Below are 23557 nucleotides of genomic sequence, written 5' to 3' on the forward strand. Positions count from 1 at the left end.
TTTATGTTATACAAAGAATATGATTGCCAAAAAATACTTTATCCTTACTTATGGCTGCCAGATGAATATGTCTGATTCAGAAAGAATTGCTTTTTTGTTGGAAAATCAAGGATATCAACAAGCTTTAAATGAAACCATGGCTGATTTAATTGTAATCAATATGTGTTCAGTTCGACAGTCTGCAGTAAACAGAGTTTATGGACTTGGAGAAAAAATAAAAAAGCTTAAAAAAAAGAACAGGAATTTAAAAACAATCTTAACAGGCTGTGTTTCAAAAAAAGATCATAAAAAATTCATTAAAATATTTGATTTGGTTTTAAATATTAAAAGCTTGTCTCAATGGCCAAAATATTTTGAAGCTGGATTTTTATCAGAATTATGGCCGCCCTTACTAAGACAAGATAACCAATATTTTAAAATACAGCCCAAACAAATTAGTAAATTTTCAGCTTTAATTCCAATATCATCTGGTTGCAATAATTCCTGCGCTTATTGTGTAGTTCCTTTTACCCGCGGGCCCTTAACCTGTAGAAGCCACAAGGAAATTATTAAAGAAACTAAAAGTGCAATAAAAAATGGCGCTAAAGAAATATGGCTTTTGGGTCAAAATGTTAATGATTATAAATCCCCCGCTAATTCTAAAATAAACTTCTCAAAACTTTTAGAAATGATTAATAATATTAATGCTGATTTTTGGATAAGATTTACATCTCCAAATCCCAAAGATTTTTCAAGCGAAATAATTAATGCAATAGCTAATCTTAAAAAGGTAACAGAATATCTTAATCTTCCAGTTCAGTCCGGAGATAACAAAATCTTAAAAGAAATGAATCGCAGTTATACGATAAAAAAGTATAAAGATTTAGTTACAAAAATAAGGAAGAAAATTCCGAATATCAGTTTATCCACTGATGCTATTGTTGGTTTTCCAACTGAAACTAAAAGCCAGTTTCAAAACACACTCAAGCTTTTTAAAGATGTTAAATTTGACATGGCCTATATTGCAAAGTACTCTCCCCGCCCCCGCACAAAAGCTAATAAATTAAAAGATGATATTTCTAAAAAAGAAAAACAGATTAGATGGGAGGCTCTAACAAAAACCCTTGAGAAAACTAGTTTGAAAAAGAATAAAAAATACATTGGGAAGGAAGTGGAAATACTTGTAAATGATTATAAAAATGGCTTTATACTGGGAAAGACCAGAACATATAAAACAGTGAAAATTAAAAATGATGATAAAGACTTAATAGGCAAAATCATTAAGGTAAAAATTACCAGTGCTCTGCCCTGGGGGCTAAAAGGCATTTTAGCTAAACCAAAACTAATTGTTGTTTTAGGCTCTACTGCAACTGGAAAAACAGGTTTAGCGATTAAATTAGCTAAGCAGTTTAATGGTGAAATAGTTTCAGCTGACTCAAGACAGATTTATAAAGAAATGGCTATTGGCACCGCAAAGCCAACTAAAAAAGAAACTAAAGCTATCCCCCACCATCTAATTAACTTTCTTCTTCCAAACAAAGATTTTAATGTTGCTTTGTATAAAAATAAAGCTTTAAAAGCTATTGATAAAATTCAGAAAACAGCAAAAATCCCATTTTTGGTTGGCGGAACAGGACTATATATTAGCTCAATTGTAAACAATATTGATTTTCCTAAGGTAAAACCCAATAAAAAATTAAGGAAGCAGCTTGAGAAAAAAAGCGTCAGACAACTATTTGAAATATATAAAAAGCTGGATCCTAAGGGAGCTGAATTGATTGATAGAAATAACAAAAGAAGATTGGTGCGGGCAATTGAAGTTTCTGAAATTACTAAAAAACCATATTGGGTTCAAAGACAAAAAAAAGAACCTTTGTTTGAAGTTCTACAAATTGGAATAAAACTTTCTAAAAAAGAACTGGAACAAAGGATTTCAAAAAGAACTGATAAAATGTTCAAATTAGGACTTGAAAAAGAAGTTAAAAAATTAGCTAAAAAATATAGGAAGTCTCCCCTGCTTTCAACTATTGGTTATACTGAATGGTTTAAGAATAAAGATAAAAACAAAATTAAAAAAGCCATCAAGCTCCACACAATACAATTCACTAATCGCCAGATGACTTGGTTCAAAAAAGATAAAACAATTAACTGGATTAAAAACTATTCTCAAGCAGAAAAACTCATAAAACGCTTTTTATAGGTTGTCTTTTAAAATCTTTTCTGCTGTTTCAGGATTTACTCTTCCTTTTGTTCTTGCCATTACCTGACCTATTAAAAACTGGATTGCATTCTGCTTTCCTTTTTTAAAATCTAGCACTGCTCTTTCATTTTTTAAGATTACATCCTTTACAATGCCTATAATCTCGTTCTCATCTTGCATTAAATTTAACCCCTTTTCTTCAATAACATTTGAAGGATCAGCGCCTGTTTGAAACATTTCCAAAAGAACAGTTTTGGCAACCTTACTTAGTATTGTTTTGTTCTCAATTAAACTAATGAATTCAGCGAAGTTTTCTGGAGTTATTAAAAAGTCTTCACCCTCAACTGCTTTTTCTTTTAATAAACTTTGGAGGTCAGTAATAATGTAATTTACTGCCAAGGCAATCAATCTCTTGAGTTTGTCTTGTGGAATGTTCGGTTCAAATTCACTTGTTACTTTTTCAAAATACTCTGACAACTCTTTATTATGTATAAAAAATTCTACACTATCTTCGTCTAAACCATATTCTTCAGCAAACCTTATCCTTTTATTAGAAGGCAATTCAGGAATCTCGGCCTTGATACTATTAATCTCATTGTCATCAAAAACTAAAGGCTTTAAATCAGGCTCTGGAAAATACCTATAATCATGAGCTTGTTCTTTTTCGCGCTGGGAAACTGTAACCATTTTAGATTCATCCCAACCTCTAGTTTCATGGAGTACTTTTTTTCCTGATTTTAAAAGCTTGGCCTGCCTCTTAATCTCATAGTCAACTGCTTTTTCTACTACTTTAAAAGAGTTAAGATTTTTAATTTCTACTTTTGTGCCCAGGTCTTTTGAGCCTCTAGGCTTCACTGACACATTAGCCTCTACTCTTAACTGGCCTTTTTCCATATTAGCCTCAGATACATCTAAGTATCTCAGTATTAATTGAAGCTCCTGACCGAATTTCTTGGCCTCTAAGGATGAATTAATATCAGGTTCAGTAACAAGCTCCATTAAAGGAATGCCAGCTCTATTAAAGTTAACCAAGCTATAATCTGCACCTTTTGCATGTATTGAACTGCCAGTGTCTTCTTCTAAGTGAATCCTTGTAATTCTCACGCTTTTAGATCCTTGTCCTTTGATATTCAACTTTAACTCTCCTTTATAAGCTATGGGCATATCATACTGAGAAATCTGATAGCCTTTTGGCAGATCAGGGTAAAAATAATTTTTCCTATCAAATTTTGTAGGATTAGAAATCTTGCATTTCAAAGCCAAGCCAGTTTTAATAACTTTTCTAACTGCTTCTTTATTTATAACTGGAAGCGTTCCCGGTTGCGCTGTGCATATTGGGCAAATATTAGTATTTGGATGCCTTTCGTCAGGATCATTACGACACGAACAAAACATTTTTGAATTAGTTTTTAATTCGGCATGAATCTCCAACCCTATTACTGGTTCAAATTCATTTTTTTCCATAAATTATTTTTTAAAAAATTCCTTCATTATTTTAACTCCTGAGCTTGTTCCAATAATATCAGCCCCAGCTTTTACTGCTTCTTTTAAATCCTTGAGTGTCTTTATTTTCCCAGAAGCTTTAACTAATAAGCCGGGGGCTGATTTTTTCATTAATTTAAGATGATAGAATTTTTCTTTTAATTCCCTGTGCTCTAATGGATCTTTACTAGTAGCAGTTTTAACACAAATTGCTCCAGCTTTTTTTGCAATCTGACAAGCTTTAATAATCTCATCATCAGTTAAATAACCTGAACCAATAATTATTTTAGTTGGCAATATCTTGCAAATTGGTTTCAAATCTTTTAATACTTTATTCCACAAACCGTGCTTTACATCAGGAATTGAATTAACAATATCAATATGATCACCCCCGTCTTTCTTAATCTTTTTACAAATTAAAACTCTTTCTTTGTGAGAACTATCACCTATTGGCTCATCAACCAAAACCACAATCTTAACATAAACTCCTTTAATTTGTTTTTTAACAAAACTTACCCATTCAGGGCGAATGCAAATTCCTCCAAAACCATGCCTTTTAACTTCTTCACAAAGTTTTTCAATGTCTTTTTTAGTTGCTTTGCTGCTGACATTGGTATGATCAATGATTTTTGCAATATTTTTAGTCATAATGTCTTTTGAATTATTCTCCAAACATCATCATGAATGATATTTGGTGATAATAATTTTCCGTTTTTAAAACACTCAATAATCTTAAAATCTTTTGGGAATTGTTTAGCAATCTCTAAATATGATTTTTCAGTATCTGAAAGGTGTTTTAAATCTTTTTCATGGATATCCCTTTTTTTTCTTCCCAAATAAATCTTTTTCTTAGCTTTTTTAATTTTATCAGTAATCTTTCCAGACAAGTCACGCGCTATCAAAGGAGGCATTTTAAAAATAAAAGAAAAGTTTGGTTTAGGAATATTAAAAATACTATACTCTAATTCATATAACCAGTTTAAAAACTTGTTCCTTTCTTTTCTATTCTTTATCTTGCCACCCTGATGCCCTATATTAGATCCAACATACCTGTCTGTAATAATAATCTTACCCTGTTTTAACCAGTCTCTGATCTGAAAACTAGCATCAAAACGATCACAAGCATAAAATATTGATGCCCTATAAGGCCCAACTTCTTTTGATGTGCCATAGTTACCATTTAAATACTCTTCAACTAGCCCTGCTGATTTTTTACCATATTGAGGAAAATCTATGAAAGCAATTTTATATCCTTCTTTTTTAAGACGATTAGTTAATAGCTTTGATTGGGTTGATTTGCCTGAACCATCAATACCCTCCAAAGCAATGAACTTCCCCTTATAATTATTCTTTAACATATCCATTATTTTAACATAAGGTTGGAAGAAAATAAAAAAATAGGGTATTAACCCTTTTAGAAGAGAACTAAGAAGACATAATATTGTTTATCTCATCATCAATATAGTAAATCTCGTCAGCTACTGCTATAAGCAATCCTGATAAGCAATCTTTACCAGAAACAACAACTATCTTTTTCTTTTGCTCCCTTAGTACCTGAAGCGTTTCGGCATAATCTCCGTCGCCAGAAACTAAGTATATTTGAGCTACGTCTTCTGTAATCATTCTAGCAAAGGCAGCAAATATCCTTGAATCTACGCTGACCCTACTCGCACCAGAGAAATTAAAAGATATTCTTTCTTGTTCTAATTGTTGCTTCAATATAGGAAAATAATCTACAAGTCTAGTTTTCCTTTCTTCTTCTTTTGGTTTTTTGTCTTCGTAATAACAAAAAATTTCAGTGTTTTTGCCTTTTGCCAACCACTTAAAAAATTTCTTGAGTTGTTCATATTTAAATTTTGGAGACGGCTTCATCTTTTTAAGAATGCTTATTATGGCCCCCATAAGGTTTTCATAATCAATAAAAACCCTTATTTTCATTTCATTATTATTGTCAATACTTTCCAAGTTTTTTTCACCTCTTTTGAAGTTACTACGTTCTAAAATACATCAATATAAGAAGATTGTCAATCCCCAAATAAAAAAAGCCTGTTAGATTAACAGAAGCCTAATTTAAGCCTTTTGCAAACAAGCTTGGCTTTTTATTCATCATCATAAAGCCTGCTTTCTTGAGGAAGCATATCAGAAATATATTTTGAGCCTTTTCTCTGAGAATAAGGAACTTTAGCCGGTGAAGATAAAGTTTCAAAAGCCAGCTGACAAATTCTCGTTTTGTCATATAAAAGGATTGATATTGGGCCAATATTGGTCATTTCTAAAGTAAGTCTTCCAGAAAATCCTGGATCAACATATCCAGCTGTGGAATGGACAATTAACCCCAACCTTCCCCAGCTGCTTCTTCCTTCAATCCTAGCTCCAATATCAGCGCCTAAAGAAACTTTTTCCAGCGTTGCAGCTAAAACAAATTCTTTGGGATGAAGAATAAAAGGTTGGTCGTCTTGGATTTTTATCATCTTAGTCAAGCCTTCAAAAGTCCGGTGGTCTCTTGGATCAATGTGCGATCTCATTGAATGGTTAAAAACTTTAAATTCACTACCCAGTCTTAAATCCAAAGAAGCTGGGCCTAATTGTTTTTCAAAATCAGGGGTTGGGCTAATTTTAATTTTCCCTTGCTGAATATATTTTTCAATATCTTGATCTGAAAGAATCATTGAATTTCAAATAGAAACTATTATTTAATTTCAATGCCCATATTCTTAGCAGTTCCCTCTACTATTCTCATTGCTGCTTCAATATCATCAGTATTAAAATCAGGCATTTTTTGCTCAGCTATTCTCTTTAATTGCTCTTTAGTAATTTTAGCAACTTTTATTTTATTTGGCTGGCCAGAACCTTTTTCAATACCAGCTGCTTTTTTAAGCAATTCTGATATAGGAGGTTTTTTTAACTTGAATATATATGTTCTATCTTCAAAAACAGTGATTTCAACTGGCACAACAAAACCCTGCTGATCGCCAGTCATATCATTAAACTTCCTGCAAAAATCAGCAATATTTAAGCCGTATTGAGCTAAAGCAGGACCCACTGGAGGAGCTGGAGTAGCCTTGCCTGCTGGAATCTGAACCTTAATTTTAGCAATTACTTTTTTAGCCATAATCTTATTTATAATTTTTTAATTTGAAGCGAATCTAATTCTACTGGAGTATCTCTGCCAAACATATTTACCAATACTTTTACTTTTCCTTTTTCTTCATCAATATCTGAAACCCTGCCATCAAAATCTTTAAATGGACCATCTATGATTTTAACTAAATCACCAGGTTTTACTTCAATCTTGTATTGAGGCTCTTTTTCTTCTATTCTTTCCATTAAACTGTCTATTTCTTTTTTAGAAACTGGAATTGGTGTTGTTCCAGCACCAATAAACCCAGTAACATTGGGTGTATTTCTAACAACATACCAAGAATCATCAGTAACAATCATTTCAACTAATACGTATCCAGGATAAATCTTTTCTTCAACTGTTTTTCTTTTTCCGTCTTTAATCTTTATCTTTTTTTCCTTAGGCACAATAACACTAAAAATCTTATCTTCCATGCCTAAAGACTCTATGCGCTGTTTAAGGTTTTTAGCAACTGATTCTTCGTATCCTGAGTAGGTATGAAGAACGTACCAAGATCTTTTTTGTGGTAATTTCTGCTTTGGCATAATTTTAAAGTATGAATTTATCTAAAACTCTTGTAAAAAGAAAATCTATTCCACCTAAAAACGCTGCTGTAACTATAGAAACACCAATAATAATTAAAGTATATCTTATAGTTTCTTTTGTTGTTGGCCAATTTACTTTTTTAATTTCAAGCTTAACTTCCTTAAAAAAGTTATCAATTTTACTAAAAATGTTCATTATACTTGGCATAATTACATTCTTATTTAATTCGTGATTAATTAGTGGTTAAATATCAAGATTCTTTACCTGTTTAGCATAAGATTGGATAAACTTTTTCCTTGGCATAACTTCTTTGCCCATTAAAATATCAAAAATCCTGTCTGCTTCTCTTGCGTCTTCAATATTAACTTGAAGAAGAATCCTGTTTTCTGGATTCATTGTGGTTTCCCAAAGTTCTCCAGCATTCATTTCACCCAAACCTTTATACCTTTGAATAGAAACATTAGTAGTTTTTCCAAATTCTTTTAAAACCTTTTTTTTCTGATCTTCAGTATAAGCATATTTAAACTTCTTACCGCTCTGAATTTTATATAAAGGAGGCTGAGCAATATATAAATATCCGCTCTCAATTAATGGTTTAAAGTATCTATAGAACAAAGTCAAGAGTAATGTTTTAATATGATTGCCATCACTGTCAGCATCACACATTATGATAATCCTATGATATCTTGCTTTTTCAATATTAAAATCATCCGAAACAGCAGTGCCCAAAGCAATAATTAAAGATTTAATTTCTTTTGAATTCAAAATCTTATCAAGCCTTGCCCTTTCAACATTCAAAATCTTGCCTCTTAAAGGCAGTATAGCTTGAAAATGACGGTCACGGGCCTGACGACTCGAACCTCCAGCACTCTCGCCCTCAACGATAAATAACTCTGATTCTTCTGGTTTTTTAGATGCACAATCAGCTAGTTTGCCAGGTAAAGACAAACCATCTAAAATCTTTTTTCTTAAAATAGTGTCTTTGGCAGCTTTAGCAGCTTTTCGTGCCTTTTGAGCTAAAGTAAATTTCTGAATAATAACCCTGGCATCATTAGGATTTCTTTCTAAATAATCAGTTAAAGCATAACTAACAACAGCTTCAGCTATTGGCTTGGCTTCAGAATTGCCTAACTTTGCTTTGGTCTGGCCTTCAAATTGAGGCTCTCTAACTTTTACTGATATTACTGCTGTTAACCCCTCTCTTATATCTTCTCCAGAAAAGTTATCATCATTATCTTTTAAAAACCCGTTCTTTTTTGCATAATCATTAAAGGTTCTTGTCAGAGCAGATCTAAAACCAGTTAAATGAAACCCACCATCTTGAGTATGAACATTGTTTGCGAAACTCTCCTCAACGCATTCAAGATCATCAGAATAACCAAAGGCTACTTCAACTATAATTCCGTTTTTTTCTCCTGAACAGTAAAAAATATCCTTATTAATTAATGCTGAACTTTTGGTTAAATATTTAACATAAGAAATTATTCCTCCTTCAAAATAAAAAGAATAGGATTTATGGGGCTTGATTCTTTGGTCAAAAAAACTAATTTTTACGCCTTTTGTTAAATATGCCTGCTGCCGAAGATAAGTAAGTATCTTTTTTTCATTAAAATTAATTTCTTTAAAAATACTTATATCAGGTTCAAATGTAACGATCGTCCCATTGGCTCTGCATTTCCCAATTTTCTTAACAGCTGTTTTTTTCTTTCCTTTTGCATATTCCTGAGCATATCTATAACCGCCACGGCATACCTCTACTTTCATGTACTCTGACAGAGCGCAAACAACAGAAATACCAACGCCATGAAGACCGCCACTAGTAACATAAGCTTTTCCTCCAAACTTTCCACCAGCGTGAAGTGTTGTCATTATGGTTTCAAGTGCTGATTTTTTAGTTTCAGCATGCTTATCAACTGGGATTCCCCTGCCATTATCCTCAACCCTAACTCTATTATTAGGCAAAAGCCAAATTTTAATTTCATCACAATATCCCATTATTGCTTCATCAATACTGTTTCCAACAATTTCTTTAACTAAATGATGCAGTCCTTCTGTGCCAGTTGAACCAATATACATTGCTGGTCTTTTTCTAACAGGATCCAGTCCTTTTAATACAAAAATGTCCTTAGCAGTATAGGATGACTTAGGCTTTGGTCTAGTTGTTTTTTTTGCTTTTACAACTTTTACTTTCTTTGTTTTTTTCATTTTTAAATTAAAAATAAATATAACGAATTTTTATTCGTGTTTATTAGTAATTAGTTATTATTTTCTCACTTCCCAGTCCGGGTCTTTGTCTAAACTTTTAATAATTTGGGTTTGAATTTCATCTATTTCTTTTGAAGACAGGGTTTTATCCTGTGCCTGATAAATAATATGAAAAGCTAAATTCTTTTTGCCCTCTGGCATTTCTTCTCCTTCATAAATATCAAATAAATCAATATCTTTAATTAAATTGCCGCCTATCACATTAATTTTATTTAAAACTTTTTCAACTAAAACCCCCCTTGGAACCAATACTGCAATATCTCTGACTGCAGATGGATAAGGAGAAATTGGAACGAATTCAGCCTCTTCTGAAGCTAATTTTCTTAATTTTTCAAAATCAAAATCAAATACCACTACCTTTGATTCAATCTTTAATTCTTCAAGAATGCTTGAGGAAATCTCACCTAAAAATCCAATTTCGTCTTGCCCAACTTTAATTTCGGCAACTTTTTTAGGGTGCCAGATAGATTTTTTAGAATCTTCTGGCGTTGCTTCATACTCATCATACCAGATATCACTTATCCCTAATTTATTTAAAAACGCATCAACTATTCCTTTCATTTCATAAAAGGAATCTCCGCTCATGACTCCTGTTAACATTCTTTTTTCTTCTGTTTTTCTTTTTTTAAGGAAAATATTGCCGAGCTCAAAAATCTTAATGTTCTTAAAATTCTTTTGATTTTCTTTAAAAACTTTTAATATATTAGGCACTAAACTTGGCCTTAAATACTGATAGTTATCACTTAAAGGATTTTCGAGCTCTAACATATCAGAAACATCATAACCAAACATTGCTCCCTGTTTTTTACTAACAAAAGAATAATTGTATAGCTCGTTAAATCCAATTTCTTTTAAAATATCTTTTATTTTATTTTTCCAAAAAACATTAAAATTTATTTTAGGAGGAATTAAAGCTCCTATAGGAAAAGATGGCTTAATGTTTTCATAGCCATAAATCCTGCCAACCTCTTCAATTATATCTTCAGGAATTGATATATCTAATCTGAACGTAGGCACGCCAATTAAAAATTGTGAATCCGAGCTTTTCAGAATATTAAATCCTAATTTTTTCAAAATATTTTTTATTCTTGAGACAGGAATTTTTACTCCCAACAAACTCTGAATGTAGTCCAGGTCTAATTTAATTTTGCCTGCTACTGGTTTTTTAGGATAAAAATCGACTAACCCTTTGCAGACCTTTCCTTTAGCTATTTCTTGAATTAAATAAGCAGCCCTGTTAATTGCAATTTCTGTTAGATTTAGATCAATACCATGCTCAAAGCGCCAGGAGGCATCAGTCTTTAAGTCTATTGTCTTGGAACCCTTGCGCACTGTTTTAGCATTGAAATTAGCTGATTCTAAAACAATATTTTTTGTTTTTCTATCTATCTCTGTTTTTTTCCCCCCTTTAATTCCTGCAATAGCTATTGGCCTTCTATTATCAGCAATTACTAAAATATTTTCGTCTAAAGCATATCTTTCATTATCTAAGGTTGTGATTCTTTCTCTTTTTTGAGCACGCCTGACAATTATTTTTCTATCTGTAATTTTCTCTAAATCAAAAGCATGTAAAGGCTGGCCAGTTTCAAGCATTACATAGTTTACAATATCAACTATGTTATTAATTGATTTCAGTCCTAAAACCTTTAACCTCTCTTTAATCCAACCGGGCGAAGAGCCAACCTTTACATCATTAATCACTTTTACAGTATATCTGTCACAATCTTTTTTACTGCTAACTTGAAGTTTTATAAAATCAGAAGTATTGTTGTCTGTTTCTTGAATTTTAACTTCAGGCTCTTTTAGTTGAAAGTTCAAAAGAGCTGAAATCTCTCTTGCTATTCCCGAATGAGAAAAGCAGTCAGATCCCCTATTAGGCAATACGTCAATATCAATCGCAAAATCATTCCCCTGTTTTTCTACTTCCTCAACTTCAAAGAAGTGGAGATTTAAAATCTCTGCCAATTTTTCTGCTTTAGGCAGCTTCTTTTTAAAAAATGATTGAAGTATGTTGTATGAAAAAACCATAAATGCTAAAACTGTTTTAAAAATCTTAAATCGTTTTTATACAAAAACCTGATATCATTGATTTTATATTTCATCATTACCAATCTCTCTACTCCCATTCCAAAAGCAAAACCTTGCCAATTTTTAGGATTTAACCCTGAATTCTTTAAGACGTTGGGATGCGCCATTCCAGCGCCCATCATTTCCTGCCAGCCAGTTTTTCCGCAAGCTGAACATCCTTTGCTTAAACAAACAGTGCAGGTCATATCAATTTCAAAAGATGGCTCAGTGAAAGGAAAATAACTGGGCCTCATGCGGATTTTAACTGGTTTTTTAAAAAATCTCCTGTAAAATTCTTCAATAACTGCTTTAAAATTAGCAGCTGAAATTTGTTTATCAATCATTAAGCCTTCAAGGTGATAAAAATTAAACTCATGATTAGCGTCAGTAGCTTCATGCCGGAAAATTCTTCCTGGCACAATAATTCTAAAAGGAGGATTATTCTTTTCCATATACCTTATTTGAACTGGCGAAGTATGAGTTCTTAAAAGCATTCCATTTTTCAAATAAAATGTATCCCACAAATCCCTGACTGGATGGTCTTTAGGAACATTTAAAGCGTCAAAATTATACCACTCAGTCTCTACTTCAGGCCCTTCAATTATTGAAAATCCCATTAGCTCAAAAATGTTTTCCATTTCTCGCTTCACTTGAGTTAATGGATGAAGATGTCCCAAAGTAGGTTTTTTTGCTGGAATAGTAATATCAATCCACTCTTTTTCATAAACTTGTTTTCTGACTTTTTGTTTTAATTTTTTATTCTTTTGCTCAATAGTTTTTTTCAAATAAACCTTTAATTCATTTGCTTCTTTTCCCAATTTCATTCTTTTAACCTTTGACATCTTTTTCAAAGAACGCAAAATCTGAGACAACTCACCTTGCTTGTCCAAATATTTCTTATAAACACCATCTAAATCCTTGAGATTTTTACTGTTTTTAATCTCTTTTTCAGCCCTTTTTTGAATGGTCTTAAGCTCTGTTTTAGCCATATTCTCTACCTTAATTTTAGCTTAAAAATAGCTTGAAATCAAGCCCAGCTGTGAATAAAAAAACCGCTTTTCTGGCGGTTTTTTTAATATACAATTACGCCCAATTTTATACAATGCGGGGATGGTTGGACATAGTTAGAACTGAGTACTGGTCTAGACTTTCGGTCTTAGAATCAGTAAAATCTTTCTCTTTTCAGTCCTTCAAATTTTAGTTTTTTTGATTTTTCTTCAAATCCTCAATTAGCTCATAAGGGAAGTTAGCCAATAAAATACTAAACTCCCTTAAAGTACATTCATCTTCTTGCCCACCTCTAATCGTTAAGCAAGTACTTAGCCTGGTTTCTTTGTTTATCCAAATAGCCCCCAAATCCTCACCTAGCCACATAGCAAAATAATCTACTTTTGGAGTAAGAAATATCCAACCCTCTTTTGAACTTCCATGAAGGAGAAAACCGTTTTTATTGTAAAGAACAGCCTGAACAGGTAAAGCTATTAAGAATAGCAAAATTAGAGAAAGAACAGAAAGTTTGACTTTCCAAAGCTTCTTTTGATTTAACATAGCAGGGATAGGTTTTAATTTCTATGTCTACTGACTAAGAACACAAAGCTCCTCGCCAGTGATAGCCTCTCGACTACCCTATAACCTTTCAGCTATAGACCCATCCCTGAGCACTCTGACGAGGAGTTTAGTATCAGGGATGGGTTATTTATAATGCCATACCTCTTAATTATTTCACCTTAAAAGGGTTAGGCTGTTTATAAATGTTAATTTTCTATTTGCATTATATCACTTCTCAACTAATGAACAAAACGGTGTTTATTAAAAAAAAGATTGTGTTAAAAATTTTCTTAATTTTTTCTTTCATAGCTTTGTTCTACCAAAAAACCGCTCAAAGAGCGATTTCGTTGATATACAATTACATACAATTCTATCCAATTTTGCGGGGACGACGGGACTCGAACCCGCAATCTCTGGATCGACAATCCAGAGCTCTAACCAATTGAGCTACGTCCCCTTATTCAAAAATCACAAATAGTGGTTTTTGTGCCGGTGACAGGAGTCGAACCCGTAACCTTGAACTTATGATGTTCCCGCTCTAACCATTGAGCTACACCGGCAACTATTAAAACTTGTTGCGGTGCCTGGAATTGCACCAGGGTCTCCAGCTTATGGGACTGGCGAGGTACTACTCCTCTACACCGCGATATAATAGTAATATTCTATCTTTTTTCATTTTCTAAGTCAATTAAAGAACCTGTAAATTTTCCAAAGCTTTTTCGTACACATCTAAAACCTTATAGGCTGAATCTAAATCCAAGTGATAATTAGGATCATCAACAAGTTTTTGACGAATTTCATTGGCTCTTTTGACTTGTTCTACGTTTTCTAGAATATCAACAGTTAAAATATTAAGCCTTTCTTTTAAAACCTGTCCTCTAAAACCCATTCTTTTTAATGTATCTTCTAACAAAGTATCTGCTTCAATAACAGCTAATCGTGCTTCAGCTTCATTGGTGCGTGATTTTTCCTTAATTTTTTTCCATCTTTTATTAATAGTTGCTAAACCGTGATGCCTGTAAGTTAGAAATTCCATCCAATCCCAAATCATTAATTGATGAATCCAATCAGTTTTAATTAAAGCAAAAATAATAAATCCTGTTAAAAGTAAACTAAAAATGATAAAAACTAGTTTTAATATTAAAAAACTACCAAAAAAAGTTGGATCTAAAATGAACTGGATAATTGTTTCTAAAGTCATGATTCTAAAAACTCAGCTATTTTAATAATTTTATTATCTTCAAAATATTTTCCAATAATCTGAAGTCCCACTGGCAGATTATCAACCTTACCGCAAGGCACAGAAATCCCTGGCAATCCTGCCAAACTGACTGCTGCCATATAAATATCAGTAAGATACATTGAAAGAGGGTCCATCATTTTTTCTCCTAATTTAAAAGCTGGGGTTGGCGCTACTGGAGCCATTAAAACATCAACTTTTTTAAATGCTCTTTCAAAATCCTGTTTAATTAAAGTTCTAATTTTTTGAGCCCTTAAATAATATGCTTCGTAATAACCTGCTGATAATGCATAAGTGCCTAACATAATCCTTCTTCTTACTTCATCACCAAATCCTTCTCCCCTGGTTTTTAAATAAAAATCAAATAAATCTTTAGCCTCTTTTGTAAAATGACCATATTTTATTCCATCATATCTGGCAAGATTAGCAGACACTTCACAGGGCATAATAATATAATAAGTGGCTAAAGCATGGTCAGTGCAATGAGGAAGACTTATCTCTTCAATTTTTGCTCCTAAGTCCTCATACTTTTTTATAGCATTTTTGACAATTTTTTCTACCCCTTCATCAATCCCTTCGCTAAAATATTCTTTAGGAATGCCAATTTTCATTCCTTTTATTTTAAAATCAGAAAAATCATTTTCAGGCAATTCTATGCTGGTTGAATCCAGATCATCTTCTCCTTTAATTGCATTAAAAACAATTCTGCAGTCTTGAACTGTTTTAGTAAAAGGCCCGATGTGATCTAAAGAAGAAGCCATGGCAATCAAACCATAACGAGACACTGCTCCATAAGTAGGTTTAAATCCCACTACCCCGCAAAAGCCTGCAGGCTGACGAATAGAGCCACAAGTGTCTGTGCCCAAAGCATAACCAGACATATTAGCAGCTACTGCAGCTGCTGACCCTCCAGAAGAACCGCCTGGCACTCTAGTCAAATCATGAGGATTCTTAGTAGGAAAAAAAGCAGAACGCTCAGTAGAAGAACCCATGGCAAATTCATCCATATTAGTTTTACCTAAAATGACCACTCCTTTTTCTTTTAACTTTTTAATGCAAGTGGCATCATAAGGAGCTATATAGTTTTCTAAAATCTTAGAACCTGCAGTGGCTTTAACATCTTTAACCACAATTATATCTTTAACTGCCATAGGAATGCCAGCTAGAACATCTACGCTGGCTCCCTTAGCTATTTTTTCATCTACTTTCTGAGCCTGCGAAAAAGCTGATTTTTCACAAACTGTCAAAAAGGCAGAAATTTCTTTGTCCTGTCTTTCAATTTCATTCAAATAAGCTTTGGCAAGTTCCAAAGCAGAAAATTCTTTATTTATTAAACCCTGATGAGCCTGTTTAATTGTAAGACTTGTTAAATCCATTTAAAGAATCTTTCTTGTTTTTAAATAATTATCTTTTTTTTCAGGAACTAAATCCATTATTCTTAACCTGTCCTCAAGAGAAGTAGAAATTTCCTTGTCTTCTCTTGTAACACCCTTGCTTTCATATAAGCTTTTTTTTAAATCCACTTTTGAAATATCAACTTGTTTCAGTTTTTCCATATAATCTAAAATCAAGGAAAGCTCTCTTCCCATTTTCTGAAGCTCTTTTTTATCTAATTCTAAACGAGCTAATTTAGCAATATGTTTTATCTCATCTTTTGAAATCATGGATTTAAAATTTAGCGTAGAGGTTCAAGCACGCTTGTTTCTACTAAAACTTCTTCTAATTCATTTAAATTTTCCAAAACCATACCAGCACCACGAACTACTGCTGTCATTGGATCCTCAATTATCTTTGTAAGAATCTTAGTTTCCTTTTGGATTAAAGTATCAAAACCGTGAAGGAGAGAACCTCCTCCTGCCATATAAATACCATCTGTCATTATGTCAGCTAATAACTCTGGAGGAGTTTCTTCAATTGCTGTTTTAATTTCATCAACAATAATATTTACTGACTTTTCCATTGCTCTTTTAATGTCTTTGTTTGAAACAATAATCTCTTCAGGCAGACCTGTAACAATATTTCTCCCCCTCATAGGCATTTCTTTTTTCTCTTTCGTAGGATAAGCTGTGCCTATTGCAATTTTAATAGTTTCAGCAGTCCTTTCACCTATTAATAACTTGTATTCTTCCTGAGCAAAACGGATTATATCTTCATTAAGCCTGTCTCCTGCCACTCTTAAACTTTTTGATAGAACAATGCCACCCAATGAAATAACTGCCACTTCAGTTGTTCCGCCTCCAATATCAACAAGAAAATTACCTCCTGCTTCCTGCACTGGCAGTCTTGCACCAATAGAACTTGCCATTGCTTCTTCTATTAAAAACACTTCTCTTGCTCCAGCTGATTTTGTAGCATCAATAACAGCTTTTTTTTCAACTTCAGTAACCCCAGCAGGAATACCGACAATAACTCTTGGCCTGATGAATTTTTTTTCACGAGATTTTTCAATAAAGTATTGAAGCATCTGCTCTGTAACCTCAAAATCAGAAACCACTCCTGCTCTCAATGGTCTTGTTGCAACAATATGAGAAGGTGTTCTTCCCACCATTTTCTTAGCTTCAAACCCTATTGCTAAAATCTGGCCTGTTTTATTATTAATAGCCACAACAGAAGGTTCTTGAATTACAATTCCTCTGCCATCAACATAAACAACACTATTAGCAGTACCAAGGTCAATAGCAATATCTTCTGAAAATTGTTGAAAAAATTTCTTAATTATATGATTCATATTTAATAAACTTAATAAGCTTGGGCGAAAATCCACTTTCTTTTAGCAGGACTCAAGCAATGAACGCATTTGCCCTTTTGTTCTTTAGCATCTATCTCCAAAAGCCTTGTGCTGGCTTTTGTTTCTTTTTTTATCTTTTTTTCACATTTTTGATTTTCACACCAGAACGCCCTAATAAAACCTTTACTAGATTTCATCGTATCTTTAAATTCTTTGTAATTTAAAGCCTGTCTCGTATTTTCTTTTAAATGTTTTGTACTTTTTGTAAACAAATTTCTTTGAATAGAATCTAAAATCTTTTTTATCTCTTTTTCTGCACTGACAAATGCAACTTGATATTTTTGTTGATTATCCCTTCTCACTAGAGTTAATTTTTTCTTTTTTATTTCATCTTTGCCAATTTCTATTCTTAATGGCACGCCTTTAAGCTCCCATTCGTTAAATTTCCAACCTAGAGAGTATTCCTTTCTTTTATCAACTTCAACTTTTAAATCACTTAACTTTTTTCTAATATCATCTGCTGTTCTGATTAGAACCTCATCTTGTTTTTTCCCCGTTAGAACAGGAAGAACTATTATTTGAATTGGCGCTAATTTAGGAGGAAGTACTAATCCTAAATCATCGCCATGAGCCATAATTAAAGCACCAATGCTTCTTGTGGAAAGACCCCAAGAAGTCTGCCAGGCTGTTTTTTCTTTGCTATCTTTGTCTAAAAATTTAATATTAAATGCTTTCGCAAAATTTTGGCCCAAGTCATGAGAAGTGCAACCTTGAAGGGCTTTACCATCAGGCATTAACATTTCATAGGCATAGGTTTCCTCTGCTCCTGGAAATTTATCAAATTCTGATTTTTTCCCAGATAAACCATCAATAGCAAAAAATTCACGGTAAATCTTATTATACATTTTAAGTGCTCTCATTACTTCCTCAAAAGCTTGTTTGTGAGCTCTATGAACTGTATGACCTTCTTGCCAAAGAAACTCAGTTGTTCTTAAAAATAATCTTGTTCTTTTTTCCCATCTTACAACATTGCACCATTGATTTATTAAAATTGGCAGATCTCTCCATGATTTTACCCACTTTGAATACATATCATAGATAATTGTTTCAGAAGTAGGACGAACAATAAGTTTTTCTTTTAATTTTTTTCCTCCACCAATAGTAACCACTGCCAATTCTGGCGAAAAGCCTTTAACATGTTCTTTTTCTTTTTTTAAAAACTTTTCTGGGATAAAGATGGGAAAATAAGCATTTTTGATTCCAGCTTTTTTCATTTCTTTATCAAGAGCTTGTTGGATGCCTTCCCAAATAGCAAAACCATAAGGCCTTATTACCTGACAACCCTTTACTGGAGAATAATCAGCCATTTTTGATTTCAAAATTACATCAATATACCACTTTGAAAAATCTTCTGACTTTTTAGTTATTTCTCTTTTCTCAAATTTTTGTTTCATAAATTTTAAAATATCCGCGATATATCATTGATTGTCACAAAAATCATTAAAATTATCAGCAGCATAAAAAACGCTGCTGTAATATTTGCTTCTATCTTTTCGGGAACAGGCTTTTTCCTTACTGCTTCAATAGCTAAAAACACCAGCTTCCCACCATCAACGGCTGGGATTGGCATTAGGTTAAAAACAGCTAAGTAAATTGAAATCATGGCTAAAAAGTTCAAGTAATAATTAATCCCCATTTCCTGGGCTTGGCTTAACATATGAAATACCCCAATAGGTCCCGTCATTTGAACCCCTGAAGGCTGACCAGTAAAAACATTTTTAATAGCATTAAAATAGCCATTGACAATCCCTATTGTCAGGTTTGAAGTGGCAACAATGCCTTGCCAGGGAGCTAAATACCAAGGATACTTAACAATTCCTACTCTAGCCAAAGCTATTCCCATAGCGCCTTCTCCTTGGGGCGGAGACACTCTGGGAGTAAGAGTTGTTTCAAAGAATTCTTTTCCTCTTTCAATCTTTAATTTAATTTCTTTTCCTGAATACACGGTTGTAAAATCCTGAACTTGTTTTGTTTTTCCTGGAGCCAAAACATCAGTTGAAAAAGACAGTTCTTTTATTGTGTCACCAACTTCTAATCCTGCGATATCAGCTGGCGAATCTTTTGCCACCCCAACAATTTGAACCTTAGGATTTATTAAATTATTATTTTCACTATCACTAACTGCCACAGGAGCACCTAAATTAAAAACAATACTAAAAATAACTGCTGCAATAATCCAAAAAGCTAAAACCCCGCCCAGTATTATTAAAGCTCTTTTTTTAATTGGCTGGTTTGAAAAACTATTTGGCTCACTTGTTTTCTCTATTTCTCCAGGCAATCTTACAAAAGCGCCGAACGGTATAAGATTTAAAGAGTAAACAGTCTCCCCTATTTTTTTTGCAAATATTCTCGGAGGATATCCTATTCCAAACTCCTCTACTTTAACACCAAACTTTTTAGCCACTATAAAATGCCCGAATTCATGAAGAACCATTAAACCAATAAGACTAAAAAAAGCAATGATAATAGTTAACAGCATTTTAATTTTCTATTTCTTTTTTCTTTTTTTCTACTAATTTTTCAACTTTCTCATTATATTCATCTACTAAATCTTGAAGCTCATCTTTTCCTTTGAACTTATCATCTTCACTAATTTTACCATCTCTTTCTGATTCTTGAATTTCACCCCAAGCTTCATCTCTCCACCTTCTTATCGTTTTTCTGACAATCTCTTGTTTTTCAGAAACAAAACGGGTTAAATCTTTTCTAAATTCTTCACTCATCGACGGCAAACGAATCCTGATTATGTCTTTATCAACAACTGGAGCTGCGCCAATACTGCTGTTTTTTTCCAAAGCACTAACAATGCCCTCTATATATGTTTTATCCCAAGGCTGAATCACAATTTCTCTTGATTGAGGAATACTGATAGTTGCAAGTTGTTTTAAGGGAAATTTCTGATCAAAACAATCAACTTCAATATTTTCCACTAAAGAAGGACTAGCCCTCTCAGTTCTTATCTTCTGCAGTTCTTTTTCTAAAAAAGCAATTGCTTTATCAAGCTCTGGCTTTATATTATCAATAATATCTTTGTATGAAACTTTTTCTTCTGGCATAAATTAAATCTCCATCATTAACACCTCTAATGCCAATCTTGGATTAATATTTGTTGTTGATAAAAAAAACATTGTTTTTTCAATAAAATTAAGGGTATTTTTAATTTTTGTCATTGAGAATCTGTCAGAACAAGACAGTAAGCTTTTTCTGAAATAAGAAAGCCAGACAGACAATGTTTCTTTAAAATCACCGTTCTCTGCAAGTTCTTTTGCATAGTTAAAACGAACAGCTATTGGTGATTTAATAATTTTTGTCAGTCTTTTAATTATTTTTTCTCTTTTTTCAAACACTTCTAGATTGTCTAAATATTCAATTGCCATGCCTGGTCTTCCTAAAGAAATAGAGACTAAATCTTCAGCTCGCTTTTCTTGAATTTTTTTTGTCTTCAAATATTTTTTAATTTCTTGACTTTCAACTTGGTAAAATTTAACTGTTTGGCATCTTGAAATAATTGTTGGCAAAAGAAATCTTAAATGTTCTGTAATTAAAATTAACAAAGATCTGCTTTTTGGTTCTTCTAAAGTTTTCAAAAAACAATTCTGAGCCTCTCTTGTCATTAAATGAGCTTGGTCAATAATAACAGCTGAAACTGGGGCTTTAACTGGCTTTAAAGATAATCTCCAACAAACATCTCTGATTTGTTTAATTTGAATTTGCTTTGTTTCTGGACTAATAAAAGTAAAGTCTGGGTGATTCAGAATATCATCTTTAAAAATTGAAGAAACAAATTCAAAAGCTATTTTCTTTTTTCCCAATTTTTCACTGCCAGCAAAAAGAAGTGCATGAGGAATCTCTGTACTTTCAATTATTTTCTTTAAAAATTCTTGTTGTTTTTTATGACCAATAATCATAAACCAATTATTTTTTAGCCATTATGCTTTTTTTATACATATCTAAATTTGCAAGCATTGAGCTCGTACCTTTTGCCACACAAAGCAAAGGCTCTTCAGCAGAAACAGCAGGTACGCCAACTGATTTTTCGATTAACTGAGGAAGATTTCTTAAAAGCGCTCCTCCTCCTGTTAAAATCATGCCTTTATTTATTATATCAGCTGAAAGTTCTGGAGGAGTATCACGAAGCACTGTTTTAATCACCTGAACAATCTCTATTAGAATATCAGACATTGCTTCATGAACATCATTTGAAGAAATAATAATGTTTTTAGGCAATCCTGCAACTATATCCCTCCCCCTAATTTCCATTGTTTTTTCTTCTTTTTCTTTATCATAAAGAGCTGTTCCAATTTGCATTTTTATTGCTTCTGCAGTCTGCTCGCCAATAGCTAAATTATATTTTTTCTTTATAAAATCTGAAATAGCCATATCCATTTTATTACCAGCAACTCTCACTGATGTAAAATTCACTACACCTCCCAAAGAAATAACAGCTGCCTCACTGGTGCCTCCGCCAATATCAACAACCATATTCCCAGAACAACTGTTAATAGGAATACCAGCTCCAATTGCTGCTAAAATAGGCTCTTTCGCTAAATAAACCTCTTTTGCTCCTGCATTAAGCCCTGCTTCAATCACTGCTCTTTTCTCAGTTGAAGTAATGCCTGCAGGCACCCCAATCATAAGCTCTGGTTTAAAAAACCTAAAACTACCTGTTGCTTTATCAATAAAATATCTGAGCATTGCTTGAGTAACCCTAAAATCAGCTATGACCCCGTCTTTTAAAGGCCTGTATATCCTAATGTTATCAGGAGTTCTGCCCATCATTTCTTTGGCACGCCTGCCAATTGCCATGATTTCATTCTCAGCTAAAGCAACTGCCACAACTGATGGCTCTTGCAAGACTACTCCCTTATTAGGAAGAAAAACAACTGAATTACATGTTCCTAAATCAATACCAATTTTCATATTTAAAAAGCTTAAGTTTCAATTTTAGTATAAGTTAAAGCTATAAATTTTGCAAACTTGCTTTTATATCAGAGTAAAATATAATACTAAAAATGGAAAAAAAGACCAGAAAACTTTTATCTTTTGCTTTTTTCTTGATTTTTATGACATTTGCGCCTATTTTAACCCTTTATGTCCAAGGATATAGGTTTGATTTTGAAAACAAAAAACTGACCCAAACAGGAGGATTTTTCATTAAAACAATCCAACCCAAGCAAGCAGATATTTATTTAGATGGAAAGTTTTTCCAAACCACAGATTTTTTCTTTAGCTCTGCTTTAATTGAAAATCTTCTGCCTAAAAAATATAATGTTAAAATTCAGAAAAATGATTACCGTACTTGGGAAAAGAATTTAGAAATAAAAGAAAAACAAGTTGTTGAAATAAGAAGCATAGTTCTTATTCCAGAAGACCCTGGCTTTAAACTTTTAGCAACTAATGTTAATAATATATGGTTTTCAAAAGATAAAAAAAGAGCAATTATAAAAGAAAAAGATAAAGATTTTTGGAGCCTTAAACTTTATAATTTTGAAAAAAATATAAAAACCCATCTTTTAAAGGAAACTGATATTTACGAAACTGGTGCCGGGTTAGAACAATTAGGATTTAAAGACAACAATACACTTTTACTTGAAATTGCTAAAAATGAACAAATAATTTATTTTGAACTTCAAATTGACAAGATCCCTTCTGTCTTAAGGCAAGTAAAGTCGCCCCAGCCAATAATAGAAGATGTTTTAGTTTATCAAGAAAACGATAATCAGATTTATTATATTGATGATTCAGGGCATCTTTATAAAACCAATAAATCACTGTCATCAAAAGAACAGCTCACAGAAAAGCCTTTTGAAGTAAAAAAAGAAACCCTATATAAATTATATGTTTTCGATGAATTCATTTTCTTACAACAAAACCAAGCTATTTATCTTTTAAATCAAGAAAATAAAGAATTTGAGAAATTCTCTGAAAATATAATATCATTAAAAGTTTCACCCAATCTTACAAAAATGGTCTATTCTTCTGATTCAGAGATCAGGATTTTCTTTTTAAAAGCTCAAACCATTCAGCCAAGATTTAATAAGGCAGAAGACATGTTTTTAATGAGATTATCAGAATCAATAAAAAATGTTTTTTGGCTTAATTCAGATTATTTAATTATTGATATTGGCAATTCTTTAAAAATTACTGAAATTGACAATCGCGATAAAATCAATATCTACGAGATAGCAACAGTTCAAAACCCAGAACTATTTTTAGATCATCAAACAGATAAACTCTATCTTTTAGATAGAGGAAATCTATTTGTTTCTGAGAAATTTACTTTATAATTTCATATTTTCTAAACAAAAAGCTCAAGATTAC

23 protein-coding genes and 3 tRNA genes are annotated in these 23557 nt (G+C 32.5%); 2 read left to right on the forward strand and 24 right to left on the reverse strand.

Annotated features, from left to right (window positions below; translation table 11 throughout):
- The first annotated feature begins 19 nt into the window (after positions 1–19).
- On the forward strand, positions 20–2179 hold the full coding sequence (miaB, locus tag KJI70_00870) for a tRNA (N6-isopentenyl adenosine(37)-C2)-methylthiotransferase MiaB (GenBank protein MCP6718087.1): 2160 nt from the start codon (positions 20–22) through the stop codon (positions 2177–2179).
- On the opposite strand, the gene gatB is transcribed toward miaB, so the two are convergent.
- From gatB to KJI70_00990, 24 genes are all read right to left on the reverse strand, one after another.
- Positions 2174–3643, reverse strand: a complete 1470-nt coding sequence (gatB, locus tag KJI70_00875; protein MCP6718088.1) for an Asp-tRNA(Asn)/Glu-tRNA(Gln) amidotransferase subunit GatB — start codon at positions 3641–3643, stop codon at positions 2174–2176. The genes miaB and gatB overlap by 6 nt on opposite strands.
- 3 nt (positions 3644–3646) lie before the next feature.
- Positions 3647–4309, reverse strand: coding sequence for a deoxyribose-phosphate aldolase (gene deoC, locus KJI70_00880; GenBank protein MCP6718089.1), 663 nt, complete (start codon positions 4307–4309; stop codon positions 3647–3649).
- Positions 4306–5019 (reverse strand): thymidylate kinase, encoded by a 714-nt coding sequence (locus KJI70_00885; protein MCP6718090.1) that lies wholly within the window; start codon positions 5017–5019, stop codon positions 4306–4308. Before KJI70_00885 ends, deoC begins: the two co-directional genes overlap by 4 nt.
- A 67-nt stretch (positions 5020–5086) precedes the next feature.
- Positions 5087–5599 carry an NYN domain-containing protein gene (locus tag KJI70_00890; GenBank protein ID MCP6718091.1) on the reverse strand — a complete coding sequence of 171 codons (513 nt, stop codon included), beginning with the start codon at positions 5597–5599 and terminating at the stop codon, positions 5087–5089.
- Positions 5600–5760: 161 nt separating this feature from the next.
- Positions 5761–6330 (reverse strand): dCTP deaminase, encoded by a 570-nt coding sequence (gene dcd / locus KJI70_00895; protein ID MCP6718092.1) that lies wholly within the window; start codon positions 6328–6330, stop codon positions 5761–5763.
- A gap of 20 nt (positions 6331–6350) precedes the next feature.
- On the reverse strand, positions 6351–6773 hold the full coding sequence (gene rplK, locus KJI70_00900) for a 50S ribosomal protein L11 (protein ID MCP6718093.1): 423 nt from the start codon (positions 6771–6773) through the stop codon (positions 6351–6353).
- Between the two features lie 8 nt (positions 6774–6781).
- Positions 6782–7327 carry a transcription termination/antitermination protein NusG gene (gene nusG / locus KJI70_00905; protein ID MCP6718094.1) on the reverse strand — a complete coding sequence of 182 codons (546 nt, stop codon included), beginning with the start codon at positions 7325–7327 and terminating at the stop codon, positions 6782–6784.
- 4 nt (positions 7328–7331) lie between these two features.
- On the reverse strand, positions 7332–7535 hold the full coding sequence (gene secE / locus KJI70_00910) for a preprotein translocase subunit SecE (protein MCP6718095.1): 204 nt from the start codon (positions 7533–7535) through the stop codon (positions 7332–7334).
- Positions 7536–7571: 36 nt separating this feature from the next.
- Positions 7572–9533, reverse strand: coding sequence for a DNA topoisomerase (ATP-hydrolyzing) subunit B (gyrB, locus tag KJI70_00915; protein ID MCP6718096.1), 1962 nt, complete (start codon positions 9531–9533; stop codon positions 7572–7574).
- Between the two features lie 57 nt (positions 9534–9590).
- Positions 9591–11621 carry a phenylalanine--tRNA ligase subunit beta gene (gene pheT / locus KJI70_00920; protein MCP6718097.1) on the reverse strand — a complete coding sequence of 677 codons (2031 nt, stop codon included), beginning with the start codon at positions 11619–11621 and terminating at the stop codon, positions 9591–9593.
- Positions 11622–11626: 5 nt separating this feature from the next.
- Positions 11627–12649, reverse strand: coding sequence for a phenylalanine--tRNA ligase subunit alpha (gene pheS / locus KJI70_00925; protein MCP6718098.1), 1023 nt, complete (start codon positions 12647–12649; stop codon positions 11627–11629).
- Positions 12650–12857: 208 nt separating this feature from the next.
- Positions 12858–13208, reverse strand: a complete 351-nt coding sequence (locus tag KJI70_00930; protein MCP6718099.1) for a hypothetical protein — start codon at positions 13206–13208, stop codon at positions 12858–12860.
- Positions 13209–13591: 383 nt separating this feature from the next.
- A tRNA-Asp gene (locus tag KJI70_00935) sits at positions 13592–13665 on the reverse strand.
- Positions 13666–13695: 30 nt separating this feature from the next.
- Positions 13696–13768: transfer RNA gene (locus KJI70_00940), tRNA-Met, on the reverse strand.
- 15 nt (positions 13769–13783) lie between these two features.
- Positions 13784–13854 (reverse strand) — tRNA-Met (locus KJI70_00945).
- A gap of 42 nt (positions 13855–13896) precedes the next feature.
- Positions 13897–14409, reverse strand: coding sequence for a hypothetical protein (locus KJI70_00950; protein ID MCP6718100.1), 513 nt, complete (start codon positions 14407–14409; stop codon positions 13897–13899).
- The gene (gene gatA, locus KJI70_00955; GenBank protein ID MCP6718101.1) at positions 14406–15824 is read right to left on the reverse strand and encodes an Asp-tRNA(Asn)/Glu-tRNA(Gln) amidotransferase subunit GatA; all 1419 of its coding nucleotides are present in this window, start codon (positions 15822–15824) and stop codon (positions 14406–14408) included. The genes KJI70_00950 and gatA overlap by 4 nt, the downstream gene beginning before the upstream one ends.
- Entirely contained in the window at positions 15825–16112 is a 288-nt protein-coding gene (gatC, locus tag KJI70_00960) for an Asp-tRNA(Asn)/Glu-tRNA(Gln) amidotransferase subunit GatC (protein ID MCP6718102.1), read from the reverse strand.
- A gap of 11 nt (positions 16113–16123) precedes the next feature.
- On the reverse strand, positions 16124–17167 hold the full coding sequence (locus KJI70_00965; GenBank protein ID MCP6718103.1) for a rod shape-determining protein: 1044 nt from the start codon (positions 17165–17167) through the stop codon (positions 16124–16126).
- Between the two features lie 20 nt (positions 17168–17187).
- Positions 17188–18630, reverse strand: coding sequence for a proline--tRNA ligase (proS, locus tag KJI70_00970; protein MCP6718104.1), 1443 nt, complete (start codon positions 18628–18630; stop codon positions 17188–17190).
- A 5-nt stretch (positions 18631–18635) separates the two neighbouring features.
- On the reverse strand, positions 18636–19715 hold the full coding sequence (locus KJI70_00975; GenBank protein ID MCP6718105.1) for a site-2 protease family protein: 1080 nt from the start codon (positions 19713–19715) through the stop codon (positions 18636–18638).
- A gap of 1 nt (position 19716) precedes the next feature.
- Complete coding sequence (locus tag KJI70_00980; protein MCP6718106.1) at positions 19717–20292, reverse strand: ribosome recycling factor; 576 nt, start codon at positions 20290–20292, stop codon at positions 19717–19719.
- Positions 20293–20295: 3 nt separating this feature from the next.
- Positions 20296–21144 carry a hypothetical protein gene (locus KJI70_00985; protein ID MCP6718107.1) on the reverse strand — a complete coding sequence of 283 codons (849 nt, stop codon included), beginning with the start codon at positions 21142–21144 and terminating at the stop codon, positions 20296–20298.
- Positions 21145–21151: 7 nt separating this feature from the next.
- Positions 21152–22156: a rod shape-determining protein gene (locus KJI70_00990; GenBank protein ID MCP6718108.1), complete on the reverse strand. Its 1005-nt coding sequence runs from the start codon at positions 22154–22156 to the stop codon at positions 21152–21154.
- A 143-nt stretch (positions 22157–22299) separates the two neighbouring features.
- Here KJI70_00990 and KJI70_00995 point away from each other — a divergent pair, with 143 nt between their 5' ends.
- Complete coding sequence (locus KJI70_00995) at positions 22300–23523, forward strand: hypothetical protein (GenBank protein ID MCP6718109.1); 1224 nt, start codon at positions 22300–22302, stop codon at positions 23521–23523.
- The last annotated feature ends 34 nt before the right edge of the window (positions 23524–23557 follow it).

Source organism: Patescibacteria group bacterium (genome assembly GCA_024238995.1).
GTDB lineage: Bacteria > Patescibacteriota > Minisyncoccia > Minisyncoccales > JANBVM01 > JANBVL01.

Excerpts from the sequence above, each read along its gene's own strand:
- gatC (MCP6718102.1), bottom strand. The coding sequence starts at position 16,112 with ATGATTTCAAAAGATGAGATAAAACATATTGCTAAATTAGCTCGTTTA.
- KJI70_00930 (MCP6718099.1), bottom strand. The coding sequence starts at position 13,208 with ATGTTAAATCAAAAGAAGCTTTGGAAAGTCAAACTTTCTGTTCTTTCT.
- KJI70_00995 (MCP6718109.1), top strand. The coding sequence starts at position 22,300 with ATGACATTTGCGCCTATTTTAACCCTTTATGTCCAAGGATATAGGTTT.
- miaB (MCP6718087.1), top strand. The coding sequence starts at position 20 with ATGATTGCCAAAAAATACTTTATCCTTACTTATGGCTGCCAGATGAAT.
- nusG (MCP6718094.1), bottom strand. The coding sequence starts at position 7,327 with ATGCCAAAGCAGAAATTACCACAAAAAAGATCTTGGTACGTTCTTCAT.
- KJI70_00890 (MCP6718091.1), bottom strand. The coding sequence starts at position 5,599 with ATGAAAATAAGGGTTTTTATTGATTATGAAAACCTTATGGGGGCCATA.
- gatB (MCP6718088.1), bottom strand. The coding sequence starts at position 3,643 with ATGGAAAAAAATGAATTTGAACCAGTAATAGGGTTGGAGATTCATGCC.
- secE (MCP6718095.1), bottom strand. The coding sequence starts at position 7,535 with ATGCCAAGTATAATGAACATTTTTAGTAAAATTGATAACTTTTTTAAG.
- gatA (MCP6718101.1), bottom strand. The coding sequence starts at position 15,824 with ATGGATTTAACAAGTCTTACAATTAAACAGGCTCATCAGGGTTTAATA.
- pheT (MCP6718097.1), bottom strand. The coding sequence starts at position 11,621 with ATGGTTTTTTCATACAACATACTTCAATCATTTTTTAAAAAGAAGCTG.
- KJI70_00990 (MCP6718108.1), bottom strand. The coding sequence starts at position 22,156 with ATGAAAATTGGTATTGATTTAGGAACATGTAATTCAGTTGTTTTTCTT.
- KJI70_00885 (MCP6718090.1), bottom strand. The coding sequence starts at position 5,019 with ATGTTAAAGAATAATTATAAGGGGAAGTTCATTGCTTTGGAGGGTATT.
- KJI70_00950 (MCP6718100.1), bottom strand. The coding sequence starts at position 14,409 with ATGACTTTAGAAACAATTATCCAGTTCATTTTAGATCCAACTTTTTTT.
- pheS (MCP6718098.1), bottom strand. The coding sequence starts at position 12,649 with ATGGCTAAAACAGAGCTTAAGACCATTCAAAAAAGGGCTGAAAAAGAG.
- proS (MCP6718104.1), bottom strand. The coding sequence starts at position 18,630 with ATGAAACAAAAATTTGAGAAAAGAGAAATAACTAAAAAGTCAGAAGAT.
- KJI70_00975 (MCP6718105.1), bottom strand. The coding sequence starts at position 19,715 with ATGCTGTTAACTATTATCATTGCTTTTTTTAGTCTTATTGGTTTAATG.
- rplK (MCP6718093.1), bottom strand. The coding sequence starts at position 6,773 with ATGGCTAAAAAAGTAATTGCTAAAATTAAGGTTCAGATTCCAGCAGGC.
- KJI70_00985 (MCP6718107.1), bottom strand. The coding sequence starts at position 21,144 with ATGATTATTGGTCATAAAAAACAACAAGAATTTTTAAAGAAAATAATT.
- dcd (MCP6718092.1), bottom strand. The coding sequence starts at position 6,330 with ATGATTCTTTCAGATCAAGATATTGAAAAATATATTCAGCAAGGGAAA.
- deoC (MCP6718089.1), bottom strand. The coding sequence starts at position 4,309 with ATGACTAAAAATATTGCAAAAATCATTGATCATACCAATGTCAGCAGC.
- gyrB (MCP6718096.1), bottom strand. The coding sequence starts at position 9,533 with ATGAAAAAAACAAAGAAAGTAAAAGTTGTAAAAGCAAAAAAAACAACT.
- KJI70_00980 (MCP6718106.1), bottom strand. The coding sequence starts at position 20,292 with ATGCCAGAAGAAAAAGTTTCATACAAAGATATTATTGATAATATAAAG.